The 24610-nt window shown below is 71.2% G+C and carries 24 protein-coding genes; 12 read left to right on the top strand and 12 right to left on the bottom strand.

Going from position 1 to position 24610, the window contains the following annotated elements; genetic code table 11:
* Nucleotides 1–55 precede the first annotated feature (55 nt).
* From AC07FN_RS23300 to glf, 4 genes are read right to left on the bottom strand one after another with little or no spacing between them, the layout of a single operon-like run.
* Complete coding sequence (locus AC07FN_RS23300; RefSeq protein ID WP_478397517.1) at nucleotides 56–1246, bottom strand: decaprenyl-phosphate phosphoribosyltransferase; 1191 nt, start codon at nucleotides 1244–1246, stop codon at nucleotides 56–58.
* Entirely contained in the window at nucleotides 1239–1811 is a 573-nt protein-coding gene (locus tag AC07FN_RS23295) for a phosphatase PAP2 family protein (protein ID WP_397527406.1), read from the bottom strand. Before AC07FN_RS23295 ends, AC07FN_RS23300 begins: the two co-directional genes overlap by 8 nt.
* Nucleotides 1812–1833: 22 nt before the next feature.
* Nucleotides 1834–3795, bottom strand: coding sequence for a glycosyltransferase (locus AC07FN_RS23290; RefSeq protein ID WP_478397516.1), 1962 nt, complete (start codon nucleotides 3793–3795; stop codon nucleotides 1834–1836).
* Between the two features lies 1 nt (nucleotide 3796).
* Nucleotides 3797–4987, bottom strand: a complete 1191-nt coding sequence (gene glf / locus AC07FN_RS23285; protein WP_452613511.1) for a UDP-galactopyranose mutase — start codon at nucleotides 4985–4987, stop codon at nucleotides 3797–3799.
* A gap of 285 nt (nucleotides 4988–5272) precedes the next feature.
* Here glf and AC07FN_RS23280 point away from each other — a divergent pair, with 285 nt between their 5' ends.
* Both AC07FN_RS23280 and AC07FN_RS23275 read left to right on the top strand, forming a co-directional pair.
* Entirely contained in the window at nucleotides 5273–6514 is a 1242-nt protein-coding gene (locus AC07FN_RS23280; RefSeq protein WP_478397515.1) for a glycosyltransferase 87 family protein, read from the top strand.
* A gap of 233 nt (nucleotides 6515–6747) precedes the next feature.
* Nucleotides 6748–7779: a peptidoglycan recognition protein family protein gene (locus tag AC07FN_RS23275; protein WP_478397514.1), complete on the top strand. Its 1032-nt coding sequence runs from the start codon at nucleotides 6748–6750 to the stop codon at nucleotides 7777–7779.
* Nucleotides 7780–8087: 308 nt separating this feature from the next.
* Here AC07FN_RS23275 and AC07FN_RS23270 read toward each other — a convergent pair whose 3' ends face one another.
* Nucleotides 8088–8900: an HAD family hydrolase gene (locus tag AC07FN_RS23270; protein ID WP_478397513.1), complete on the bottom strand. Its 813-nt coding sequence runs from the start codon at nucleotides 8898–8900 to the stop codon at nucleotides 8088–8090.
* A 126-nt stretch (nucleotides 8901–9026) separates the two neighbouring features.
* Here AC07FN_RS23270 and AC07FN_RS23265 point away from each other — a divergent pair, with 126 nt between their 5' ends.
* Nucleotides 9027–9899, top strand: a complete 873-nt coding sequence (locus AC07FN_RS23265) for an LLM class flavin-dependent oxidoreductase (protein ID WP_478397512.1) — start codon at nucleotides 9027–9029, stop codon at nucleotides 9897–9899.
* Between the two features lie 111 nt (nucleotides 9900–10010).
* Here AC07FN_RS23265 and AC07FN_RS23260 read toward each other — a convergent pair whose 3' ends face one another.
* Nucleotides 10011–10601: a helix-turn-helix domain-containing protein gene (locus tag AC07FN_RS23260; protein WP_478397511.1), complete on the bottom strand. Its 591-nt coding sequence runs from the start codon at nucleotides 10599–10601 to the stop codon at nucleotides 10011–10013.
* A gap of 96 nt (nucleotides 10602–10697) precedes the next feature.
* On the opposite strand from AC07FN_RS23260, the gene AC07FN_RS23255 reads away from it, so the two are divergent.
* Nucleotides 10698–11333 (top strand): endonuclease, encoded by a 636-nt coding sequence (locus AC07FN_RS23255; protein WP_478397510.1) that lies wholly within the window; start codon nucleotides 10698–10700, stop codon nucleotides 11331–11333.
* Nucleotides 11334–11434: 101 nt separating this feature from the next.
* On the opposite strand, the gene serS is transcribed toward AC07FN_RS23255, so the two are convergent.
* The 3 genes from serS to AC07FN_RS23240 all read right to left on the bottom strand — a co-directional run bounded on the left by serS (nucleotide 11435) and on the right by AC07FN_RS23240 (nucleotide 14704).
* Nucleotides 11435–12697, bottom strand: a complete 1263-nt coding sequence (serS, locus tag AC07FN_RS23250) for a serine--tRNA ligase (protein WP_478397509.1) — start codon at nucleotides 12695–12697, stop codon at nucleotides 11435–11437.
* Nucleotides 12698–12838: 141 nt separating this feature from the next.
* Complete coding sequence (locus tag AC07FN_RS23245; protein ID WP_478397508.1) at nucleotides 12839–14008, bottom strand: glutathionylspermidine synthase family protein; 1170 nt, start codon at nucleotides 14006–14008, stop codon at nucleotides 12839–12841.
* A 3-nt stretch (nucleotides 14009–14011) separates the two neighbouring features.
* A complete protein-coding gene (locus AC07FN_RS23240) occupies nucleotides 14012–14704 on the bottom strand; it encodes a hypothetical protein (protein WP_478397507.1) in 693 nt (230 codons plus the stop codon).
* Between the two features lie 117 nt (nucleotides 14705–14821).
* On the opposite strand from AC07FN_RS23240, the gene AC07FN_RS23235 reads away from it, so the two are divergent.
* Nucleotides 14822–15823, top strand: coding sequence for a septum formation family protein (locus AC07FN_RS23235; RefSeq protein ID WP_478397506.1), 1002 nt, complete (start codon nucleotides 14822–14824; stop codon nucleotides 15821–15823).
* 25 nt (nucleotides 15824–15848) lie between these two features.
* Complete coding sequence (locus tag AC07FN_RS23230) at nucleotides 15849–16199, top strand: metallopeptidase family protein (protein ID WP_132479255.1); 351 nt, start codon at nucleotides 15849–15851, stop codon at nucleotides 16197–16199.
* 197 nt (nucleotides 16200–16396) lie between these two features.
* Here the strand turns inward: AC07FN_RS23230 and AC07FN_RS23225 are convergent, their stop codons facing one another.
* Nucleotides 16397–17044 carry a histidine phosphatase family protein gene (locus AC07FN_RS23225; RefSeq protein ID WP_452613498.1) on the bottom strand — a complete coding sequence of 216 codons (648 nt, stop codon included), beginning with the start codon at nucleotides 17042–17044 and terminating at the stop codon, nucleotides 16397–16399.
* Complete coding sequence (gene pheA, locus AC07FN_RS23220; protein ID WP_452613497.1) at nucleotides 17041–17964, bottom strand: prephenate dehydratase; 924 nt, start codon at nucleotides 17962–17964, stop codon at nucleotides 17041–17043. Before pheA ends, AC07FN_RS23225 begins: the two co-directional genes overlap by 4 nt.
* 205 nt (nucleotides 17965–18169) lie before the next feature.
* On the opposite strand from pheA, the gene AC07FN_RS23215 reads away from it, so the two are divergent.
* From AC07FN_RS23215 to AC07FN_RS23190, 6 genes are all read left to right on the top strand, one after another.
* Complete coding sequence (locus AC07FN_RS23215; protein ID WP_358567929.1) at nucleotides 18170–18781, top strand: macro domain-containing protein; 612 nt, start codon at nucleotides 18170–18172, stop codon at nucleotides 18779–18781.
* Nucleotides 18782–18885: 104 nt separating this feature from the next.
* A complete protein-coding gene (locus AC07FN_RS23210) occupies nucleotides 18886–19398 on the top strand; it encodes a DoxX family protein (protein ID WP_478397505.1) in 513 nt (170 codons plus the stop codon).
* A 70-nt stretch (nucleotides 19399–19468) separates the two neighbouring features.
* Nucleotides 19469–20110: a response regulator gene (locus tag AC07FN_RS23205; RefSeq protein WP_478397504.1), complete on the top strand. Its 642-nt coding sequence runs from the start codon at nucleotides 19469–19471 to the stop codon at nucleotides 20108–20110.
* Nucleotides 20111–20160: 50 nt separating this feature from the next.
* The gene (locus AC07FN_RS23200; RefSeq protein ID WP_478397503.1) at nucleotides 20161–20919 is read left to right on the top strand and encodes an AraC family transcriptional regulator; all 759 of its coding nucleotides are present in this window, start codon (nucleotides 20161–20163) and stop codon (nucleotides 20917–20919) included.
* A gap of 85 nt (nucleotides 20920–21004) precedes the next feature.
* Entirely contained in the window at nucleotides 21005–22426 is a 1422-nt protein-coding gene (locus AC07FN_RS23195; protein ID WP_478397502.1) for an L-lactate permease, read from the top strand.
* A 40-nt stretch (nucleotides 22427–22466) separates the two neighbouring features.
* Complete coding sequence (locus AC07FN_RS23190) at nucleotides 22467–23246, top strand: NAD(P)-binding domain-containing protein (protein WP_478397501.1); 780 nt, start codon at nucleotides 22467–22469, stop codon at nucleotides 23244–23246.
* A 4-nt stretch (nucleotides 23247–23250) separates the two neighbouring features.
* On the opposite strand, the gene AC07FN_RS23185 is transcribed toward AC07FN_RS23190, so the two are convergent.
* Nucleotides 23251–24408, bottom strand: a complete 1158-nt coding sequence (locus AC07FN_RS23185; RefSeq protein WP_478397500.1) for a GAF domain-containing sensor histidine kinase — start codon at nucleotides 24406–24408, stop codon at nucleotides 23251–23253.
* Nucleotides 24409–24610: the final 202 nt, after the last annotated feature.

Raw genomic sequence — 24610 nt, 5'->3', positions numbered from 1 at the left:
AAATGCAGCGGCGCCCCCGACCTGATTCGGTCGGGGGCGCCGTTGTGGTGCTTCGCTACAGGTAGAACGCCAGGAAGAGGCAGCCGGCGAGGATCACGCCGAGGACCATCAGGACCTTGTCCTTCAGGACCACTTCCTCCGGCTCCCCGGCCACGCCCTTGTCGATGTCCACCGCGTACCGCAGGATCGCGATCACCATCGGGATGATCGAGATCAAGCCCCAGCGGGACGCCTCGTCCTCCTGGATGGCGTACGCCCACAGGGCGTAGCACATGATCGTGATCGCCGCCGCGATCGCCCACACGAACCGCAGGTACGACGGCGAGTAGGCCTTCAGCGACTTGCGGATCTTCGCGCCGGTCTCCGCCGCCAGCTTCACCTCGGCGTAGCGCTTGCCCGCCACCATGAACAGCGAACCGAACGCCACGATCAGGTAGAACCACTGCGTGATGACCAGGTTCGCGGCGGCACCACCGGCGATGGCGCGCAGCAGGAAGCCGGACGCCACGATGCACAGGTCGATCACCGGCTGGTGCTTCAGGCCGAAGCAGTAGCCCAGCTGCACGGCGATGTAGACCGCCATCACCGCGAACAGCTGCATGCTGGTCACGGCCGAGATCAGCAGCGAGCCGCCGAGCAGCAGCACGCACACCACGTACGCGATCGGCACCGGGATCAGACCGGCGGCGATCGGGCGGTTCCGCTTGGTCGGGTGCTGCCGGTCCGCCTCGACGTCGATCGCGTCGTTGACGAAGTAGATGCCGGACGCCGCCATCGAGAACACGATGAACGCGACGACCGAGTGCCACAGCACGCCCGGGTTGAGGATCTCGCCCGCCGCGAACGGCACGGCCAGCACCAGGACGTTCTTCACCCACTGCTTGGGGCGCAGTTCCTTGATCAGGCCGGTGACCAGGCCCGCCGTGGTGCCCGCCTTCGCGGTCACCTTCGCGTGGTAGGCGTCCGAGGACTTGTCCTTGATGTCATCGGACTTGACCGGCGCGGCCTCCAGCACCTCGTCGCCGAACTCGGCGCCGATCGTGCCGTCCGCGTCCGCCTCGACCTCGGCCAGCTTGGCCTTCGCGGCCTTGCCGGCACCGGACTCGTCCGCGTCGGACTCGTCGGTGCCGGGCTTCTCGGCGCCGGTCAGCAGCGCGTCGCCGACGGCGGCACCGTTGCTGCCTGCCGCCTCGGCCGAGGCATCGGGCTTCCCGGTGTCGACCTCGGTTTCGTTCTTGTCAGCCACGGTTCCTCCGCCGTCTCATGAATCGCCGCACGCCCCACGCCACGGCACCGCCGAGCGCCGAGCCGGCGACCACATCGCTCGGATAATGAACCCCCAGGACAAGCCGGCTGACCATCATCGGCGGCACCAGCACCGGGGTCAGCTTCTTGCCCGTCATCCCGCCGTAGAGCACCGCGGCGGCCGTCGTGGACGTCGCGTGCGAGGACGGGAAGCTCAGCTTGCTCGGCGTGCCCACGAGCACCTGCACCTCGGGGTCGGCGGGCCGCCGGCGCCGCACCACTCGCTTCACCGCGATCGACGCCGCGTGCGCGGCGGCGACCCCGGCGGCGGCGGTCAGCCACTCGCCGCGGCGCTTGCGGTCCACCAGCGCGCCGACCGCGCCGATGGCCAGCCAGCCGCCGGCGTGCTCGCCGAACAGCGACATCGCCCGCGCGGTCTTCACCACCGCCGGCTTCGCCAGCGCGCCCTGCACCTTGCGCAGCGCGACGGTCTCGGGGGTGACCGCCGCCGCCGATGCCTCTTCAGCGAGTTCTTCGGGGGCGGTCGCCGTCGTCAGCTCTGCCACATCGTCTCCGGGTGAGTCGGGGTCACTTCTTGTCGAAGACCTGTTTCCAGGACTCCGCACTGGTCAGCTCGGGCAGCGCGGCGCGGTAGGCCGACCGCAGCCGGCCCCATTCCTGCGCCAGTCGCTTGTAGTTCGCCAGCGCGCGCAGGCCAAGCCGGCGGAACTCCTCCGGGTCACGGCGCCGGAACGCCACGCCGCTGCCGTCGGCGTTCGACACGGTCGCGCTGTCCAGGTTGCCCAGCAGGAACCACCGGGCGGCGGCAGCGGGCACGTTCAGCTGGGGCCTGTCGGAAGCCGCCTTCGTCGGCTCCTTGAGGTTGTGCAGCAGCGCCTTGGACGCGCGGGCCGCGATCACCGCCGGGTTCACCGGCGGCTTGAGCAGGCCCTCGGCCATGATCGGGTCCGCCGACGGCGGCGGGAACTCGCGGGCCGACGGCAGCGTCTTGGCGTCGTCGTAGTCCTTGCGCAGCTCGCGGACCTCCGGCAACGCCGTGCGCAGCGTCTCGAACAGCCCGTCCGGGCCGGCCATGAAGTCCTCGATCGCCTTCTGCTGCACCGCGACCGTGGAGTACTCCATCGACAGCAGGTGCCGGAGCGTGAGCTTCAGGCCCTGCTTGACGATGTTGGACTTGACTTCCTCCGGGCTGTGCAGCGCGGCCAGGATCAGCCGGTTGCGGGTGTGGAAGTACGCGGTCCAGTCCGTGGCGTCGTTCTTGTCGGTCCACGGCATGTGCCAGATCGCAGCGCCCGGCAGCGTCACCGTCGGGAACCCGTGCCCGCCCGCGCGCAGCGAGTACTCGGAGTCGTCGTGCTTGATGAACAGCGGCAGCGGCAGCCCGGTGCGCTCGATGACCTCGCGCGGGAACAGGCACATCCACCAGCCGTTGTAGGTGGAGTGGATGCGCTGGTGCAGCTTGGCCGTCTTGCGCAGCGTCTTCTTGGCGAAGTCGTGGTCGGTGACCGCGCCCGGCGCGGACCGCCAGATGCCCTGCGCGAGGTCGACGACCTCGCCCATGGTGTGCAGCCGCGAGCGGGCCTGCAGGTTCAGCATCTGGCCGCCGACGATCACCGGGTTCGACGCCGCGCGCGCGAACGCGTTCGCGCGGAGCACGCCGTCGGGCTCCAGCGCGATGTCGTCGTCGATGACCATGACCTGCTCGGCGTCCGAGTTGTGCACGCCCTCGTACATGACGCGGGTGAAGCCGCCGGAGCCGCCGAGGTTGTCCTGCTCGATGACGTGCAGCTTGTCGCCGATCCGGCGGGCTGCCTCGTCGAAGCCCTCGGTGTCGCGAATCTTCTGCGGGCCCTGGTCGGCCACCACGACCCGCTCCACGACGGCCATCACGTCCGGGTCCTCACCCAGCGTCTGCAGGGCGAGCACGCAGTCGGCGGGCCGGATCGTGGTGGTGCCGATCAGCACCTTCTGCTTGGGCAGCGGCACGTCGGTGGTCCACGCCGCCTCGTCGATCTCCAGCGCGGCGTCGTTGGTGAACAGGTCGAACCAGATCCAGCCGCCGTCCTCGAACGGCGTCAGCGCCACCCGGAACTCCAGCGAGGTCCAGTCCGGGCTGTCGACCGGGCTGCCCTGCAGGTGGACGCTGTCGCCGTTGGCCTTCGAGCGGTAGACGTCGAGCCGACCGGCCCCCTTGACCTTCAGCCGCAGCACGACCTCGTCGACCTTGGTCCAACGCTTCCAGTAGCTGGCCGGGAAGGCGTTGAAGTAGGAGGCCAGGGAGATCTTGCTGTTCGCGGGCACCACCAGGCGGCGGCGCGACACGACGGTCGCGGAGCTGTTCAGCGCCGTGGGCTCGTCGAGGTACAGCGGGCGCACGTCCAGCGGGTCCTCGCCGCGCGGGAACACGACGCGCTGCAGCACCTGCTCGGCCGCCACGTCGGCGGTCCCGGTGCGCACCGACGTCACGTCGCTGAGCTTGCTCTCGCCCGCGGCGGCGGCACGGTCCTCTCGAGGGGTCCGGTCGGTCACGTCAGTCCTCCAGCGAGCCGTCCAGCGAGCGCCCCTCGGTGAAGTACGGGGCGATCTTGTTGTCGAACATGCTCAGCGCCGAACCGATGGCCATGTGCATGTCCAGGTACTTGTAGGTCCCGAGCCGCCCGCCGAAGACGACCTTCCGCTCCTTGGCCTCCTTCTTGGCCAGCTCGCGGTAGGCCTCCAGCTTGCGCCGGTCCTCCGGGGTGTTGATCGGGTAGTACGGTTCGTCGCCGCTCTCCGCGGCCCGCGAGTACTCGCGGACGACGACCGTCTTGTCCTTCGGGTAGTAGTCGCGCTCCGGGTGGAAGTGCCGGAACTCGTGGATCCGGGTGTACGGGACTTCCTGGTCGGCGTAGTTCATCACCGACGTGCCCTGGAAGTCCCCGGTCGGCACGACCTCGGTCTCGAAGTCCAGGGTGCGCCAGCCCAGCTCACCCTCGACGTAGTCGAAGTAGCGGTCCAGCGGGCCGGTGAAGACGACCGGCACGTCGGCGGGCAGCTCGGCGCGCACGTCGAAGAAGTCGGTGCTCACCCGGACCTCGATGTTCGGGTGGTCGGCCATCTTCTGCAGCCAGGCCGTGTAGCCGTCGACCGGCAGGCCCTCGAAGCTGTCGTTGAAGTACCGGTTGTTGAAGTTGTAGCGGACCGGCAGGCGGCTGATGACGGCCGCGGGCAGTTCCTTGGGGTCGGTCTGCCACTGCTTGGCCGTGTACCCGCGCACGAACGCCTCGTACAGCGGGCGGCCGATCAGCGAGATGGCCTTCTCCTCCAGGTTCTGCGCGTCCGCCGTGTTGATCTCGGACGCCTGCTCGGCGACCAGCGCCTTGGCCTCGTCCGGGGTGAACGAGCGGCCGAAGAACTGGCCCAACAGGCCCAAGTTCATCGGGAACGAGTAAATCTGCCCCTGGTACTTGGTGAACACCCGGTGCTGATAGTCCGTGAACTCGGTGAACTGGTTCACGTAGTCCCACACGCGTTTGTTCGAGGTGTGGAAGAGGTGCGCACCGTAGCGGTGCACCTCGATACCCGTTTCGGGCTCCGCCTCCGAGTAGGCGTTGCCGCCGATGTGGTCACGTCGGTCCAGCACCAGCACCCGCTTGTCCAGCTGGGTGGCGGCGCGCTCTGCGATCGTGAGGCCGAAGAATCCGGAACCAACAACGATCAGGTCATAGCCTGCGAAGCTCACAGCCGTCGAGGGTAGCGGGGACGAACCACCGGCCCGAAACCGCGTTGACGTTCCAGGCTACGCATGGCTACAGGGCGTGTCGATATCGCTTCTGCGGGACGCATTTTCGCCCTTGATCAGGCATTTTTCACAACAGCGGGTGATTCCGGCAGTACCGTTCGCAGCTATTCCCGAATGTTATTACTCGTCAGGCGACCCGACCGGCGTGTCGTGCCTTCGATAACATCGCGCCCGGCGCGACGCGAGTGCGCCGCGCCGCATTCCAGGGGGCGGTGAGCATCGGTTTTGGCACGCGCACGTGATGGGCGGGTACTGCTGGTCGCGGCGGTGATCGTCGAGATCCTCGCGATCTGGTTCGTGCACTGGATCGACACCCGCGGCTACATGGACACCGAGATCTACCGGCTCGGTGCCCGCGCGTGGCTGAACGGTTACCAGGTGTACGGCGCCGACCTGACGCCGGAGACGCCGGACTACGGCACGTTGCCGTTCATCTACCCGCCGTTCGCGGCGCTGCTGTTCATCCCGCTGACCTGGCTGTCGGTGGACGGCGCGGTGGTGCTGGTGGCGGTGCTGTCGCACATCTCGATCCTCGTCACCGCCTACTCGCTGGCCCGCTCGTCCAGCTACCTCGCGCCGCGCGCCGGGCAGGTCGCGGTGGCCACGGCGGTGCTGATGCCGTGGTTCACGCTGATCGAGCCGTCCCGCGAGACGATCAACTACGGGCAGATCAACCTGGTGCTGATGGCGCTGGTCGCGGCCGACTGCCTGCTGCCGCGCACCCGGTGGCCGCGCGGGCTGCTGGTGGGCATCGCGGCGGCGATCAAGCTCACACCGCTGGGTTTCCTGCTGCTGTTCCTGCTGCGCCGGGACTACCGGGCGATGGCCGTGACCGGCGCCACCTTCGCCGCCACCGTGCTGATCGGGTGGATCGCCGCGCCGAAGGACTCGGCCGACTGGTGGCTGGACAAGATGCTGTCCACGGGGGACTCCTTCGGCACCGTCTACGCCGGAAACCTCACGCTGCGGAGCCTGCTGGCGAAGCAGTCGCTGACCGGGTTCGAGCTGAACTCGCTGTGGCTGCTCGGTTCGGTGCTGCTGCTCGTGCTGGCGGTCCTCGGCATGCGGTACGCGCTGCGGATGGACAACGTGCCGCTGGCGCTGGTGCTCAACGCCGTGCTGGTGCTGCTGGTTTCGCCGATCTCCTGGTCGCACCACTGGGTCTGGGCCGGGCCGGCGCTGGCGCTGCTGTTCGCGATGTCGCTGCGGCACCGCTGGTACGGCGTGCTGCTCGCGGTCGGGTTGTGCGCGCTGACGGTGCTCGTCGGTCCGCAGTGGTACCTGCCGAACACCGAGGACCGCGAGCTGGACTGGACGTTCGCGCAGCAGATCGTCGGCAACGCCTACACGCTGATCGGCATCGGTTTCCTGATCGCCGCCGCGGTCGCCTACCTCCGCTTCCGCCCGCCCCCGGACGCCCCGCAACTTCCATTGAAATCGAAGATCCGATTTCCATTGAAACCGTAGAAGTTGTCCACATCCTCCGGCGTGTCGTGTCCCGACACGCCGATGTCCCGCAATTTCAATGGAAATCGAAGATCTGATTTCCATTGAAATTGCGGGAGTTGTCCACATCGGACGCGGAGGGTGGTCACTCGTCCAGAGCAGTTGGAGCGGCGGCTGATCGGTGCCCACCGCATACTCGCCTCGCACAGCCCAGATCGCCGTGCGGAAGCGAGGTATCGACCATGCGTCTCCGGTTGAGCGTTCCGATCGCACTGCTGCTCGCCTCCACCGCTCTGCCCGCCTCGGCGGAGCCCCCCGAGACCACCAGCACCCGGATCGCGTTGCGCGACGCGCCGCTGACCCGCGACGCGACGCGGGAGGTGCACGCCGACCGCGCTTTCGACCTGGTCGGACTGACCTGGCGCGGGCCGGCGCCGGAGCACATCGAGGTGCGCACCCGGACCGGTTCCGGCTGGACCCCGTGGACGGCGCTGGAGCCGATCGACTCGGCTCCCGACCGCGCCACCCTGCAGGGCAGCGAACCACTGTGGACCGGCCGCGCCGACACCGCGCAGGTGCGGGCCAGCCGGGGCGGCGTCGACGTGACCGGTGATCTGGAGCTCGTCGCGATCGACCCGGGCACGGCACCGGCCGCGGCGCCTCGATCGAACGCTCCCGGCCAGCCGCCGGTCGTCGGCCGCGCGCAGTGGGGCGCCGACGAAGGCCAGATGACCTGGCCGCCGGAGCGCACCGAGACCAAGGCCGTGGTGGTGCACCACACCGCCGGGACCAACGACTACGGCTGCCGCGAGTCGGCCGCCATCGTGCGGGCGATCTACCGCTACCACGCCGTCGAGCTGAAGTGGGGCGACATCGGCTACCACGCGCTGGTCGACAAGTGCGGCACGATCTTCGAGGGCCGCGCGGGCGGGCTGCGCGACGCCATCGTCGGCGGGCACGCGCGGGGCTTCAACCAAGGCACGTTCGGCGTGTCGATGATGGGCAACTACGACCGCGTCGTGCCGTCCCCCGACACCGTCGAGTCGGTCGCGGCGATCAGCGCGTGGAGGCTGGGCACGGCGCGGGTGGCCGCGGACGGCCGCACCGAGCTGATCGCGGGGCCCGCCAACAACTCGCACTTCCCGGCCGGTGCGACGGTCCCGCTACCGACGATCTTCGGCCACCGCGACGTCAGCAGGACGGCCTGCCCGGGTCAGCGCGGCTACGAGCAGCTCGACGAGATCCGCGCCCGCGCGACGGCCATGCAACGCGACCACCGGCCGTGACCCCGCGACCCCGTGACCGCAGTTCCAATTGAGCGTTTTTCATCCTGGTCGGCCCGCAACCGCGGGTCCATAAAGCTGCACGTCGATGAGGTGCCGCATGCGCCGCAGGCGCATAACCCACCTACGACACTCGCACCGCCGCGGGTTCACGGTGCCCACCCCTCCGGGGTTCCCTCGGCGAGGACGGCCCCTCCGCCGTGTATTGGACATACATAAGTCAGGGCCCCCACAGTCCAGGGAGCCTCTGAGGTTCCGCTACCCGCACCGCCACGCAAAACGAGGTTGGAAAAACCTCAGTGAAACTGCGGTCACCACCAGCGGTCGAGGACGTGCGCGACGCCGTCCTCGGCGTTGGTGATCGTGACCTCGTCGGCCGCCGCCAGGGCCTCCTTGTGGGCGTTGCGCATCGCCACGCCGTGGCCCGCCCACTCCAGCATCGGCACGTCGTTGGGCATGTCGCCGAAGGCGATCACGTCCGCCTGGGCCACGCCGAGCTCCTCGGCCACCGCCGCCAGCCCCGTCGCCTTGTCCACGCCCGGCGCCGACAGCTCGATCAGGCCCGCCGTGGTCGAGTAGGTCAGCTGCAGCTGCGAGCCCAGCACCTCGCCCGCCGCCGCGGCCATCTCCGCGCTGGTCATGTGCTCGTGCAGGACCAGCAGCTTCACCGCCGGCTTGCCGGTCAGCTCGTCGGTGCCGGCCACCCGGATGTCCGAATTCGGCCACGCCCGGCGGAAGCCCACCTCGGCGAGGAACTGCTCGTGCAGTCGGTCCCGCGCCCTGTCGGTGGTCCGCTCCACCGCGAAGGCGCAGCTCGGCAGCTCGTGCCGGAGCTCGCGGGCCACGTCGTGCAGCAGCACCGGGTCGATCACGTGGCTTTGCAGCACCCGGTCGGCGGCCGCGTCGTAGAGCACCGCGCCGTTCGCGCACACCGTCACCCCGGACACGCCCAGGCCTTCGACCACCATCGGCACCCAGCGCGGCGGACGCCCCGTGACCAGGACGAACGGCGTTCCCGACGCCACCACCCGCTGCACCGTCCGCGCGGTTCGCGGGCTCACCCGCTCCATCGGGTCGAGCAGGGTTCCGTCCACGTCCGATGCCACCAGGCCAGGTTTGCGCACGCCGCCATCCTGCCTGGTCCCGGTCGCCGCCCAGGAGTCGAGGACCCGCCGCCGCGACCCGGGCCACGTTTCCGCATCACCTGATCGGGTCGATAAGGGCGGGGCGGTACCAGTACGGTCGACGGCGTGCGAGTTGGGATCGTGATTTTGCCCGAACACCGGTGGTGGGCCGCCGAGCCGCTGTGGCGGATGGCCGAGGAGTACGGCTTCGCCCACGCGTGGACCTACGACCACCTCGGTTGGCGGTCCCTTGTGGACAAGCCGTGGTTCGACGCGGTTCCGACGCTGACCGCGGCCGCCACGGTCACCTCGACGATCCGGCTGGGCACCCTGGTCGCGTCGCCGAACTTCCGGCACCCCGCGCACTTCGCGCGGGAGCTGACCGCGCTGGACGACATCGCCGACGGCCGCATCACCCTGGGCATCGGCGCCGGTGGCGTCGGCTTCGACGCGCACGTGCTGGGCCACCCCGAGCTGACCGCCGGGCAGCGCGTCGACCGGTTCACCGAGTTCGTCGAGCTGCTCGACCAGATCCTCACCCGCGACTGCACCGACCACTCCGGCGAGTACTACACGGCCGTCCAGGCCCACCGGGCGCCCGGCTGCGTGCAGCTGCCCCGGATGCCGTTCGTGATCGCCGCCAACGGGCCGCGGTCGATGCGGCTGGCGGCCCGGTACGGCCAGGGCTGGGTGACCACCGGGCGGGAGGCCGACGACCCGGAGGCCTGGTGGCGGTCGGTCGGGGAGCTGTCGCTGCGGTTCGCCGAGGTGCTCGCCGAGCAGGGCCGGGACCCGGCGAAGGTCGACCGGTACCTGCAGGTGGACGCCGGTCCGGTGTACTCGATGTCCAGTGTGGACCACTTCCGGGACGTGGTCGGCCGGGCCGCCGAGCTCGGCTTCACCGACGTCATCACGCATTGGCCGCGGGCCGACGAGCCCTACGCGGGCAAGGAGTCCACCGTCGAGGAGATCGCCTCGGAGGTCCTCCCCGAGCTGTGACCTCCCCGTGACGACCCGAGCACGTCCTGGGTCAGGCATGCTGGAGTTCAACGTATGAGGACCTGGGTTCCGGGCGGGATCAAGGACCGGAAGTCCTGGGGCCCGGAGTGATCAAGCTTCGCCGCGAGGCGACGTCTGCAGCGTCGCCCCGACCGCGAGGAACTCCGCGGGCTCGTCGCCGAGAGCCGAGAGCCGGTGCGGGACCCGGGAGCTGAAGCTGACGCTGTCGCCGGCCCGCAGGGTCGTCGTCCCCTGGTCGAACTCGACGTGCAGCTGCCCGCTGAGCACGTAGAGCCAGTCGTGGCCCTCGTGCCGGACCGGCCGCACTCCCTCGCTGGACGGCGAAATCCGGTAGCGGGCGGCGTAGAGCCCGGGGATCACCGCGCGCGGCGTCAGCACCTGCAAGGCCATGCCGTCGGCGTCGACCGTCGGTGCCTCGTCGTCGCGCAACACCATCACCGCCGGCCCCGGCTTGTTGTCGGTGAACAGCTCGGACAGCCCGACGCCCAGCGCGGTCGCCAGCTGGGCCAGCACGTCCAGGGACGGCGTCGCGTCACCGCGCTCCACGTTCCCCAGCAGAGCCACGCCCAGGCCGGCCCGCTCCGCCAGGTGCGCCTGGTCCAGCCCGTGCGCCGCCCGCAGCCGGCGGATCCGGTCGCCGAGACCGGCCAGGGCGCGGGCCTGCGAAGGAATGTCCGACACGCCCCCACCATAAGTCGGGCACCGCGGGTTCGCCGTGATGGCAGGTGTGCCCTCGACGGTCGCCGGGTAGGCCTTGCGCGGCAGGAGGTGGTGACGATGTCGGCCAAGAACGTCGTGCAACGCCTGCTGGACGAGGCGGGCACCACCTACGCCGCCCAGGCCGGGATCTCGCTGGCGAACAAGCCGGCCCCGCTGTACCGGCTGCTGGTGCTGGCGGTGCTGTTGTCCACCCGGATCAAGGCCGAGCTGGCGGTGTCGGCCGCGCGGGAACTCGCGGAGTTCGGGACGCCGCAGAAGATGTGCGACGCGACCTGGCAGCAGCGCGTCGACGCGCTCGACCGCGGGCACTACGCGCGGTACGACGAGAGCACCGCCACGGCGCTCGGCAAGGGTGCGCAGCTGCTGATCGACCAGTACCACGGGGACCTGCGGCGGATCCGGGCGAAGGCGGACGGGGACATCGACGTGCTGCAGGAGAAGCTCACCGAGCTGCCCAGGCTCGGCCCGGTGGGCGCGGACATTTTCTGCCGCGAAGCGCAGCTGGTGTGGCCGGAACTCCGGCCGTTCTTCGACAAGAAGGCGTTGGCGGGCGCGGAGAAGCTGGGCCTGCCGACCCATCCGGACAAGCTCGCGAAGCTCGTCGAGGGGCCCGATCTCGCCCGCCTGGCGGCGGCCTTGGTGCGGGCGACGCTGGACCGCGGCCTCGCCGCGGAGATCACCAAGGCGGCATGACGCCGCTGGTCACCGGTTTTCGGCAGTTTCAGTTGAAACTGTGGACCGGACACGGGCAGGGCCACGGTTTCAATTGAAACTGCGGCCCTGCCCGTGGTCGATCACTTGGGTTCGATGACCTCGCGGCCGCCGAGGAACGGGCGCAGCGCTTCGGGCACTCGCACCGAGCCGTCCGGCTGCTGGTGGTTCTCCAGGATCGCGACGATCCAGCGGGTCGTCGCCAGGGTGCCGTTGAGGGTGGCGGCGATCTGCGGGCGGCCGTCCTCGTCGCGATAGCGGGTGTTCAGCCGCCGCGCCTGGAACGTGGTGCAGTTCGACGTCGAGGTCAGCTCGCGGTACGTCTGCTGGCTCGGCACCCACGCCTCGCAGTCGTACTTGCGGGCCGCGCTGGCACCGAGATCCCCCGCCGCCGTGTCGATCACCCGGTAGGGCACCTCGATCTTGGCGAGCATCTCCTCTTCCCACGCCAGCAGCCGCTCGTGCTCGTCGCGGGCCTCGTCCTCCCGGCAGTAGACGAACATCTCCAGCTTGTTGAACTGGTGCACGCGGATGATGCCGCGGGTGTCCCGGCCGTAGGACCCGGCCTCCCGGCGGAAGCACGTCGACCAGCCCGCGTAGCGCAGCGGCCCGGCGGAGAAGTCCACGATCTCGCCCGCGTGGTAGCCGGCCAGCGGGACCTCGGAGGTGCCGACCAGGTAGAGGTCGTCCTCCTCCAGCCGGTACACCTCGGTGGCGTGCGCGCCGAGGAACCCGGTGCCCTCCATGATCTCCGGGCGCACCAGCACCGGCGGCACGACCAGCGTGAAACCGGCGGCGGCGGCCTGCGCGGCGGCCATGTTCAGCAGCGCCAGCTCCAGCTGCGCGCCGATGCCGGTCAGGAAGTAGAACCGGGCGCCCGAGACCTTCGCGCCGCGCTCCATGTCGAAGGCGCCGATCGCGGTGCCCAGCTCGACGTGGTCCTTGATCTCGAAGTCGAACTCCCGCGGGACGCCGACGTGCTTGAGCACGGCGTAGTCGTCCTCGCCGCCCGGCGGCACGTCGGGCTCGACGATGTTGGAGACGGCCTTCTGGGCCCGCAGCAGCTCCTCGTCACCGGCCGACTGCTCCGCCTCGGCCTCCTTGACCTGGGCGGCGAGCTCCTTGGCGCGGGCCAGCAGGGCGTCGCGCTCCTCGCCCTTGGCCTTGCCGACCTGCTTGCCGAGCTGCTTCTGCTCCGCACGCAGGTTGTCCGCCCGGGACACCGCGGACCTGCGACGCTCGTCGGCGGACAGCAGCGCATCCACCAGGGACGCGTCCTCTCCTCGCGCGCGCTGCGAAGCGCGCACCGCTTCCGGATCATCGCGTAGCGTCTTCAGGTCGATCACAGCTGGTCAGCGTAGTCCGCACCGCCGACGTACCGACCCGCAGGGTGCGCTCAGCGCCGTCGCCTGCGCGCACGGGCGCGAGGCACCCGATTTCAGGCGAAACAGGGAAGCCGATCCTGCGGGTCGCGAGGCTCGTAGGTGTCAGGCGGTGCCGGGGATGCGGTGCGGGACGAAGGCCGCGCCGTCGTCGGTGATCAGGCCCGCCGTCTCGCGGATGCCCAGGCCCGCCGAGGAGTCGCCGACCACCCAGGCACCGAGCGCGGGGCGCATCCCGTCGAACTCCGGCAGCGGGTCGAACGCCTGGTAGACGTAGCCCTCCTCGCCGTACACGCCGCTGGTCTCGGTCTCCCAGCCCGGCGCGACGACCTGGATGTTGTTGCCCTCGCGGCCCAGGCGCGGCTTGCGCACGTACTCCGTGAGCAGCCCGGGCTGGTCCAGGAACGTCGGCAGCAGGTTCGGGTGCCCCGGGTGCATCTCCCACAGGATCGCCAGCAGCGCCTTGTTGGACAGCAGCATCTTCCACAGCGGTTCGACCCACTGCGTGGCCGGCAGCGTCTTGACGGCGTGCTTGCCGAAGTCGTCGTCGACCATCCACTCCCAGGGGTAGATCTTGACGACGGAGTTCATCGGCGCTTCTTCGAGGTCGACGAAGCGCTCCAGCAGGCTGTCCCAGCCGATCTCCTCGATGGGCAGGCCGACGGTGTCCAGCCCGGCCTCCGCGGCGGTCTCCTGCAGGTAGGCCGCGGTGATGTTGTCCTCACCGGTGACGTCGGCGGACGACCAGGTGAAGTGCGCCTCGTTGGTGGCCAGCTGCTCCTTGATCTCGCCCCAGCGCTCGACGAGCTTCTCGTGGATGGAGTTCCACTGGTCGTCGCCCTCGTGGCACTCGGTCAGCCAGTGCCACTGCACGACCGCCGCCTCCAGCAGCGACGTCGGGGTGTCGGCGTTGTACTCCAGCAGCTTCGCCGGGCCGGTGCCGTCGTAGCGCAGGTCGAACCGGCCGTACAGGTGCGGGTCGTGGCGCTTCCAGGACTCGGCGATGTGCGGCCAGACCCACTCCGGGATGCCGAAGTCCTTGTAGCGCTCGGTGGTGACGACGTGGTCGACGGCGTCCAGGCACATCGAGTGCAGCAGCTCGACGTCGGCCTCCAGCGAGAGCACCTCGTCGAGGCTGAACTCGTAGTGCACGCCCTCGTCCCAGTAGGGCCGGGCCGAGCCGTCGGCCGCGCGCGCGGGCGTGCCGAAGACGAGCCCGAGCTCCTCGACCTTGGCCTGCCAGTCCGGTCGTCGTGCCGTGGTCCTGCGCCGCACTCGTCAGCTCCCGCTACTGCCGCTCTTGTTGTTGATGCCGAACCCACCGCGCTGGATGGTCTTGCCGCTGCTGTCCTTGATCGTCGAGCCGGACGGCTTGGTGAACGACGACCCGGACGCGGGCGAGCCGACCGGCGGCGCCGACACACCGGCGGGCGTGTAGGCGTACCGGTAGGAGTTGTAGCCGCCGATCCCACCACCAGGCAGGAAGATCGGCATGAAGAACATGCCGCCGCTGTGGTAGCCCTGGTGCGTGTTCACGTAGTTCTCGTCGCAGAACTGGTCCTCGTCGCGGACTCCGGGCTGGCCCGACTGGTCCGTGGCGCAGTACTCCTGGGACGCGTTGGCCTCGTTGCTGATCTCCGACGCGGAGTACATCGCGGCCACCAGCGCCACGACGCCGACCGTCGCGCCGCCGCCGATCATGAGGCGGCGCCGCCTCTTCGTCTTCGCCTCCGCGGCCGCCAACTCGGCGTTGTGCTGCTCCTCGCGGCGCTTCTCCGCAGCGATGCGGGCGCGCTGCTCGGCCAGCGTCGGCTCGCGCGGCGTCGTGTTCTCGTCCTGGTACCGGATCCGGCCGTGCCCCGCCGACTCGGGCGACACCGGTTGCTCCGGTTGCTCCGGGTTGCCCGGCGGGTTCCCCCCGCCCCACTGCTGCCGGTCGTCGTCTGCCACTGGCTTGCCATCTTCCGTCATAGCCCCACTCCCGAACGCAACATTACCTACCGTGGCGACGTGTCCGGCAACGAATCGGTTCCGAACATCTGCGATGGCGCCGCGCACGCCGCCACACGGCGAGGCATCATGTGATCGATGGCAGCCCCCGATTCCCCTCCCAAACCAGGCCGGAACAAGCCCAACACCCGGCTCGTGATGATCTCGGCTGCCATCGGCGCCCTCCTGATCCTGGTGGTCAGCGCGGCGCTGAACTGGCCGACCGGCGGCGGACCCGGTGTCGGCGGGTCCGGCAGGATCGGCTCGGCACCGGCGCCGGAGGTGGTCTTCGAGGCCGCCGCGGGCGACTGCCTGAACTGGACCGAGCCCGACGCCGCCGACATCCGCAAGGTCACCTGCAACGAGCCCCACCTCTTCCAGGTCACCGGCAGCGCGGAGCTGGGCCAGGAGTTCGGCCCCGCCGCCCCGTTCCCGGACACCGAGCAGTGGCAGCAGCTCAAGCAGCAGCACTGCACCGAGGTGTCGAAGCAGTTCCTGTCGAACCGGTTCGACCCGCACGGCAGGTTCAACGTGGGCGCGTTCACCCCGAGCGAGGAGGGCTGGGGCAACGCCGACCGGACGCTGCACTGCGGCATCCAGCAGCCCGGGCCGTCCGGCAAGCTCTACCCGATCACCGGCAGCGCGGCGAACACGGACCAGTCCAACGCCTACCCGGTCGGCCGCTGCCTGGGCATCAACGGCACCGCCGTGTGGGACCCGGTGGACTGCGCCCGGCCGCACGCGGTGGAGATCACCGGCCTCGTCGACCTGGGCGAGCAGTTCCCCGGCGGCTACCCGGAGGAGAAGCCGCAGGACGACTTCCTGGCGACCAGGTGCGAGGAGCTGACCGGCCAGTACGCGGGCGGCCCGACCGTCGCCAAGGACAAGGGCCTGATCGTCTACTGGGACACGCTGGCGCCGGAGAGCTGGGACGCCGGATCGCGGCAGGTCAACTGCAAGGTCAGCGCGCAGCTGCCGGACGGCAGCGGGCTCGCGCCGGTGACCGGCGGCGTCAAGGGCCAGGTGCAGGTCGGCAGGGAACCGGCGCAGAAGGACACCGCGCCGATCGAACCGGGCGTGCCCGCGACCGAGCCCCGCTGACGCCCGGGTGCGGTAGAACGGGGTCATGCCGGTGGAGATGACCCGCGTTCGGTTCGAGGAGCTCGTGGGCGACGCCCTCGACCTGCTGCCCGCGGAGTTCGCGGCGGCGATGAACAACGTCGTGGTGCTGGTGGAGGACGCCAACCCCGAGGACCCATCGCTGCTCGGGCTGTACGAGGGCATCGCGCTGACGGAGCGGGACAGCACCTACAGCGGCGTGCTGCCGGACCGGATCACGATCTACCGCGAACCCCTGCTGGACATGTGCGCGGACGAGGAAGAAGTGGTCGACGAGGTGGCCGTGACGGTGGTGCATGAGATCGCACACCACTTCGGCATCGACGACGAGAAGCTCCACGCCCTCGGCTGGGGCTGAAAAGCCTGTTCCCAGGCTCGTTCTGCGTGACGGTGCGGGTAGCGGGACCTCAGAGACTCCCTGGTCTGTGGGTGCCCTGACTTATGTATGTCCAAATGGAAACTGGACACCCGAGACCTCGGAAACCGCAGTTTCAATTGAAACTGGTTCATCGGGTCCTCCAGGGTTCCGACCTGCAGTTTCAATTGAAACTGGGATCAGGGCGCGTCGAGGCCGTCCCAGGAGAGGCAGCGCCAGCCCGTCCGGGCGTCGGGGTCGGCTTCGAGGACGATCACGCCCGTGTTCGGCAGGTACCTCGCGTTGGCATGGGCGCCGTCGACGTTCGCCGCCAGGGCGCACGCCGCGAGCCGCAGCATCGCGCCGTGGCTGACCAGCGCCACCGCGCCGTCACCCGCTCCGTCGATGGCGTTGCGAGCCCCCTCAACGAACCGGGTCACCGCCTCGCGGCCGGTTTCCCCGCCGGGCATCGGCACGTCGAGCCGCCCGGCGTGCCAGCTCTCGTAGACGTCGTCGAAGATCTGCAGCGCCTCCTGGTCGCCGCGGCCTTCCAGCTCGCCGACGTAGACCTCGTGCGTTCCGTCGACGACCTCAAGCGGCAGCCGGTGCCGTTGCGCCAGCGGCTGCGCCGTCTGCTGCGCGCGCACCGCGCGGCTCGCGTGCACCGAGACGATCTTCTCGTCGGCCAGCCGCTCGGCGAGCCGGGCCGCCTGCTGCTGGCCGAGCTCGGTCAGGCCGGGGCCCGGCGGCAGCGTGTCGAGCAGGTGCGCCACGTTGGCCGGCGTTTGCCCGTGGCGGGCGAGGATCAGGCGCAATCCGGTCGGCGCTTCCAGCAGCAACTCGGTCATGCCAACCGCCCCGCCCGGACGTCGTCGAGCCACTTCGCCGCGACTTCGAACGCCTGCTCCGAGGCCGACGGGCGGACGCCGGCCGGCGAGCGGTCCGCCTTCGGGTAGGAGCCGAGGAACCACACGGTGCTGCAGCGGCGGTGCAGCGCGGCCAGCGCGTCGCCGATCCGGGCGTCCGCGACGTGCCCGTCGAAGTCGAGGAAGAACCGGTACTCGCCGAACCGCTCGCGCAGCGGCCGGGACTCGATGCGGCTGAGGTTGATGCCGCGCAGCGACAGCTCGGCCAGCATGTCGGCCAGCGTGCCGACCTCGTCGCTGATCACCGCGCACACCGACGTGCGGTCCGCGCCGGTGGGCTCCGGCAGCGCGCCGGGGCGGCGGACCAGCAGGAACCGGGTGACCGCGTCGCGCACGTCGGCGACGCCGCCGGCGAGCCGCACCAGCGACGGGTAGTGCTCGATGGCCACCGGCGCGGAGATCGCCGCGTCGAACTCGCCGGCCGCCGCCGCGGCCGCCCCGGCGGCGGTGGAGCTGGCGGCGTGGACGCTGGCGCCCGGCAGGTTCTCGGCCAGCCAGCCGCGGACCTGCGCGAGCGCGTGCGGGTGGCTCGCGACGGTGGCGATCTCGGACAGCGCGATGCCGGGCCGGGCCAGCAGGTCGAACTGCACCGGCAGCACGGCCTCCTGCACCGCGACCAGCGGATCGTCGGTGGTCAGCGCGTCCAGCGTGGCCGGCACCGAGCCTTCGACCGAGTTCTCCACCGGCACCCCGGCGGCCAGCACGTCGCCGGCGCGCACCGCGGCCAGCGCCAGCGGCACGGTCTCGAAGGGCACGAGTTCGGCGTCGAAACCACCGGTCAACTGCCGGGTGGCCTGTTCGGTGAAGGTGCCCGGCGGGCCGAGATACGCGATTTGTGGCACCCGCCCAGACTAAGAGGAGACGTCCCCGGCACGCGGGCAGGTTCCGATGGCGCAACCGAGACCCCCGGAAGACGTACCCGACGATCGTCCGGATGCGCGGCTGGATCGCGTCGGCCTTCCGCGTCCTGCGGCACCCGAGGGACCGGCGGCCGGAATCGGCGCCAGGTGTGACCTACCCGATGCCACCGCGCCGTGCATTCCTGCGATGCTGTGGGGCGTGACCGCAGATTCGGGGCGCTCAGCGGATGGAGCGAAGCCGGAGCTGCAGCTCGTCCTCTGCGCGCTGGACGAGCCGCTGGCCGCCGCCTGGCACGACATCGCCGACAGCCGAGCCGGCCTCTCCGTGCACCAGGGATCGGTCCTCGACCTGCAGGTCGACGCGGTGGTGAGCCCGGCGAACTCTTACGGCTGGATGCGCGGTGGCATCGACGCGGTGTACGCCCGCACCTTCCCCGAGGTGGAGGAGCAGGTCCGCAGCGCGGTGCTGGCCTACCACGGCGGCGAGCTGCCGGTCGGCGAGGCGTTGCTGGTGCCCACCGGCGCCCCGAACCCGATCTGGCTGATCAGCGCTCCCACCATGCGGGAACCCGGCGAGCGGCTGCCCGCCGACACGGTGCACCCGTACCTCGCGGCGCGGGCCGTGCTGCGGCTCTGGGCGAGCGCGGTGCTGGAGAACGGCACGCCGGTCCGGCACGTGGCCCGGTCCGTCGCGATGCCCGGCCTGGGCACCGGCGTCGGCGGGGTGTCGCCGGAGCTGTGCGCGCGGCAGGTCGCCGCGGCGTGGGACGAGGTCTTCGCCCGCGTCGAGCAGCTCTGACGAGCCGGTCCCCAGTGATTCGCCCGGCGGTGCGGACGATCAGGCGGAGCGCGATCCGAGTGAGTACCGTCGGGCGCACCGGCCGACCACCCAGGAGGTCCCAGATGCTCATTCGCCGTTTGGCCCGGCCGATGCTCGCCGCGATCTTCATCTACGGCGGGATCGGGGCGTTGCGCGATGCGCCGAGCCACGCGAAGGCCGCCGCGCCGCTGTTGGAGAAGACGACGGCACCGCTCAAGGACTCGCTTCCCGAGCACTTCCCGACCGATCCGGAAACGCTGGTGCGCATCGACGGGGCGGTGAAGATCGGCGCCGGGACCCTGCTGGCGATCGGCAGGTTCCCCCGGCTGGCCGCGCTGCTGCTCGCCGGGAGCGCCGTGCCCACGACGCTGGCCGCGCACGCGTTCTGGGAGATCGACGACCCGCAGGAACGCGCCAACCAGCAGATCCACTTCCTCAAGAACGTCGGGCTGCTCGGCGGGCTGCTGATCACCGCGGTCGACACCGGCGGCAAGCCGTCCGTCGGCTACCGGGCCAAGCGCCGCGCGCGCAAGGTCTCCGCGCACACCCACCAGACCGTCGGCGCGATCAAGGGCGCGAAGAAGGGCAAGAAGTAGCCGCGAATTCCCGGTTTGTCAGGCAACCCTCAGCTCACCTCTCGCCGAGCACGTACGTAGCGTGGGGTGCGTGCCAGTGAGGGTCCTGCTAGTCGATGATCATGAGGTGGTCCGGCGCGGGCTCCGCGACCTGCTGGACACCGAGGACGACGTCGAGATCGTGGCGGAGGCCGGCGGCGTCGGCGAAGCCCTGGTGCGAGCGCAGGCGACCGGGCCCGACGTCGCGGTCATCGACATGCGGCTGCCCGACGGCGACGGCCTGGAGCTGTGCCGCAAGCTGCGCGCCCTGCCCGAACCGCCGTACTGCCTCGTGCTCACCGCCTTCGACGACGAGAGCGCGCTGGTCGGCGCGATCAACGCCGGGGCGTCCGGCTACCTGCTGAAGCAGGTGCGCGGGCAGGACCTGGTCAACGCGGTGCGCGAGGTCGCGGCCGGGCGGTCGCTGCTGGACCCGGTCACCACCGGCCGGGTGCTGGACAGGCTGCGCAAGTCCACCAGCCCCGAACCGGACGAGCTCGCGGCGCTGACCGAGCGGGAGCGCAAGGTGCTGGAGCTGATCGGCGAGGGGCTGACGAACCGGCAGATCGCCGAGCGGCTGTTCCTGGCGGAGAAGACGGTGAAGAACTACGTGACCTCGGTGCTGGCGAAGCTCGGCATGGAGCGCCGCACCCAGGCCGCGGCCTGGGTCGCCCGCCGCCAGAGCCAGAGCTGACCGCGGAAGGCGAGCACGCGCGGCTGTGGGCCGCGCCCGGCGGTTCGCAGGTGGAGCTGCTGGCCGCCCGCTTCCAGCGCTTCGCCTTCGACCGGCACAGCCACGAGCAACTCGCCGTCGGCGTCATCGAGCAGGGCGCGGAGGGGCTGCACATGGCGGGCGGCAAGGTGGTGATCCCGGCCGGGCAGCTGGTCGTCTTGAACCCGGGTCAGGTGCACACCGGCTTCGCCGCCGACGAATCCGGCTGGCGGTACCGGATGTTCTACTTCGACACCGCGATGGTCGCCGAACTGGCCCGCGAGCACCTCGGCACCGGTGACGTCTGGTTCCCCGACACCGCCGTGCGGGACGCCGCGCTGTTCGACCGGCTGCGCCGCGTTCACCGGGAGCAGGAGCACGCTGGCGACCCGCTGACCGCGGAGTCCCTGCTGCTCGGCGGCCTGGGTGCGGTGCTGCACCGGCACGCCCGCGCCGGGCGGGCGGCCTCCCCCGCGTCCGCCGGGCGCCGCGGCCCGGCGCTTGCCCGGCAGCTGCTGCACGACAGGTGGACCGAGCCCGTCACCGTGGCGGAGCTCAGCGCCGCCGCCGGCATGCCGCGGGCCTCGCTCATCACCGCCTTCCGCCGGGAGTACGGGCTGCCGCCGCACGCCTACCTGCTGCGGCTGCGCGCCAACCGCGCCCGCCGGCTGCTGCTGGCCGGGCAGCGGCCCGCGGAGGTCGCCGCCGCCACGGGCTTCGCCGATCAGGCCCACCTGACCCGCGTCTGCAAGCGGTACTTCGGGGTCACGCCCGGCGCGATCCGCCCCTGAACTTTCGTTCAAGACCGCCGCCGGTCGCGCCGCGAGGCTGGGTCCGAGCCGGTGCGGAGCGAAAGGCGGAACGATGGTGTGGGCGATGGCGGTGTCCCCGCTCGTCATGGTGCTGGGAATGATCACGATGCTGCGCCGGCCGGCGCACTGGGCGGCGGTCGCGGGCGCCGTGCTGGCCGCGCTGCTGACCTGGTGGCTGCCGGACTTCGCGCTGCCGGACGACGCGCTGACCGACGGGGCCGGCGGGGCCGGCCTGCTGGTGCTCAACGCCGCCGCGGTCATGCTGCCCGGCGTCTACCTGAGCCAGGTGCTCACCCGCCGGGGCGTGCACCGATCCCTGCAGGAATGGGTGCGCGGGCTGCCGCTGCCCGGCCCGGCGAAGATCGCCCTCGTGGTGGCGGGCATCGCCCCCACGGTGGAGGCGCTCACCGGCTTCGGGGTGTCCCTGCTGGTCACCGTGCCGGTACTGCTCGCCCTCGCGCCGCCCGGGACCGCGCTGCGGCAGGCCATGCTCGGCATGAACATCATGCCGTGGGGCACCCTCGGGCTCGCGACCGTCATCGGCGCCGCGCTGGCAGGCACGGACGCGGCAGTCCTGGGCACCGCCACCGCGGTCACCAGCTGCCTGGTCTTCCCGCTGGTCACCGTATGGGCGGCGCTGTTGGCCCGCCCGCAGCGACGGCTCCGCGCCGCCATCGCGGCGGTGCTCGCGGGTGGGTCTCTCTCGCTCGGTTTGCTGGGGCTCAACCTGGCGGGCGTGGTCCAGCCGGCGGGCGTGCTGGCCGGGCTGCTGACCACGGCGATCGGGCTGGTGGTGTGTGCGGTTCGCCGCACCGAGCCGGGCGGTCGGCTGCTGCCGCCGCGGGCGGTCCTGCAGGCCTACGGCCTCGTCCTCGGCGGCATCGTCCTCACCCGCGCGGCGACGGCGGCGGGAGTTCCTCTCCTGGAGCTGCACGCGGGCACCGCGAGCTTCGCGCTGCTGTCCTCGCCGTGCCTTCCGCTGCTGGCCGCCGCCCTGCTGCTGGACCGCGGCCGCCCGCACGCCCCGGATGCCCGAGCCGCGCTGGCTCGCGTCGGACGTCCGCTGCTGGCCCTGACCGGTTTCGTCGTGCTCGGCCGGCTGATGGCGGACAGCGGCATGATCGAGCAGCTGGGCGCGGCGGTCGCCACGGCGCCACCGCTGGTCATCGCGCTGGCCGCGCCCGCGCTCGGCATGCTCAGCGGCTTCCTCACCGGCTCCAACGTCGGCGGCAACGCGCTGATGATGCCGCTGCAGGAGCAGCTCGCCCCGAGCGGCCTGGACGTGTGGTTCGCGGCCCTGCAGAACAGCGCGGCGGGTCACGCCGTCTTCACCTCGTTGCCGATGATCATGCTGGTCCTGGCCGTGGCGGGCGACCGCGTGAAGGGCGCGGGCGTCGCGGAGCACGCCCTGCTGCGCTTCGGCCTGCGGGTGGCGGTCGCGGTGTACGCGGCCCTGGCGGTGACGGCGGTGGCCCTGGTTGCGTGACTGCTGCTCCCCTGACCGAACCCAGAAGCGGAGGCGCGCGATGACCGATCGCGTCGGGATCATCGGCGTCGGCGAGATCGCCCGCGCCATCGTGGAAGGCCTGTGCACGGGCGTGGACGACCCGCCGGAGATCTTCCTCTCCCCCAGGGGCGCGGACGCGGCCGCCGAGCTGGCCCAGCGCTTTTCGCGCGTTCGGGTGTGCGCCGGCAACCAGGACGTGGTCGACCGCGCCGCGGTGGTGATCGTCGCGGTCCGCCCCGCCGACCGCGATGAGGCCCTCGGCGGGCTGGCGGTCGCCGCGGACAAGATCGTGGTCAGCGCCATGGCCGGCGTGGACGTCGACGAGGTGCGCCGGATCCTCGGCACCGAAGCGCCGGTCGTGCGCTCGATCCCGCTGCCCGCCGCGCGCGAGCGGAGATCGGTCACCGTCATCTACCCGTCCCACCCGGCCGCGGCGGCGCTCTTCGACCGGCTCGGCGGGGCGCTCCCGGCGACGGACGAGGATTCGTTCAACGTCTTCTCCGCGATGACGGCGACCATCACCTCGCACTACCGGTACCTGGTCACGATCGCGGAATGGGCTGCCCGGCAGGGGATTCCGGCGGATGACGCGGACCGGTACGTCCGCGGCCTGTTCCAGGCCGCCGGCCGGGCGCTGGGCGACGAGTCGCGGCCGCTGCCCCGGATCGCGGCCGATCACGAGACGCCGAACGGGACCAACCAGCGAATCCGCACCACCTGGTTCGACGCGGCGAACGTCGGCGCGCTGAGCGCGGCGCTCGACGCGCTCCTCGCCGATTTGAAGTCGCCGCGGCGCTGACGCCTCAGGTGGCCGCCGTCAGCGGCACCTCCCAGGTGACCGTGGTGCCGCTGTCCGGCGAGGACGTGATCACGCAGCGGCCGCCCGCCGCGACCGCGCGCTCTTCGAGGTTTCGCAGGCCGCGCTTGCTCACGTCGCGGGGAATTCCGCAGCCGTCGTCCACCACCTGCAGCAACAGCCCCGATTCCGAGCGCCGCACCCGCACCAGCACGGTTTTCGCGCCGGCGTGCCGGACCACGTTGGACAGCGCCTCGCGGAGCGCGGCCCGGGCATGGTCGGCCACCGGCACCGGCACGTCGCTGAGATTGCCTTCGATCTCCAGCCGCGGCGGCCAGCCCAGCAGCTCCCCGGCGATCTGCACCTCGGAACGCATCGAATCGTCGAGCGCGGGCGCGTGCGCCGGGTCCTCCGGATCCGCCGAGCGCAGCGTGCGGGCGGTGGCGCGGACCTCGGCGATCGCCTGGTCGATCTGCTCCATCGTCTCGGACAGGCGGGCGGCGTCGGCGGTGTCGAGGCGACCGGACAGCCGCCGCTCCAGGACCTCCAGCTGCACGCCGGTGGCGTAGAGCCGCTGGACGATCACGTCGTGCAGGTCGCGCGCGATGCGCTCCCGCTCCTGGTAGACGGCGATGCGCTGGCGCGCCGTGGAGCCCTCCGCGAGCACCAGCGCGAGCCCGGCCTGCGCCGCGAACGAGGTCAGCACGTCCACCGCGACCCGGGTGAAGGTGCTGGCACCGCGTCGCCGATACACGGCGAGCGCGCCGAGCCGCCGCTCGCGGGTGCCGAACGGCGCGACCGCGAACGGGCCGTAAACCCGCAGCGCAGCGGGGACGTAAGGGGCGGTGAGCGGGTCGTCGATCAGGTCGTCGACGACGACCGGCACGCCGCTGCGGGCGACCCGCGCCGCGGCCGAACGCGACGAGAGGACGGTGCCGACCGGGTCGCCGAGCGGGCCGGTCGCGGTGGGCGCGCCGTAGGCGGCCTCGACGGTCAGGCGGCCGTCGTCGGCTCGCACGGTGACGACGCCGAGGTCGGCCTCTGCGAGTTCGGCGGCCCGGCGGACGACCAGAGGGAGGACGGCCTCCGGATCTTCGGCGGACAGCGCCAGCCGGGTGATCTCGGTGGACGCCGCCAGCATGCGCTTGGCGAGGGTGGAATCCATGTCATGCACGAGGCTATAGCTCCCGCGAGTGCGAAGGCCGGTCCGGACGACGCAGGTCACAGCCCATCCGGGACGCGGTCGGCGAGGTGAACGGACCGTTCGTCCCGATGGACGAGGTGAACAGGCCGTTCGCTTCCTCCACCCGACGCCGGTGCGCGCTGCCGGTGCGGAGTGAACGGACTGTTCGCCTCACCAGCTCCGG

The sequence above is a fragment of the Saccharopolyspora sp. NPDC045941 genome, from assembly GCF_056431445.1.
Note: the sequence above shows the minus strand (reverse complement) of the source record. Positions and strands in the feature narration are given on the sequence as shown.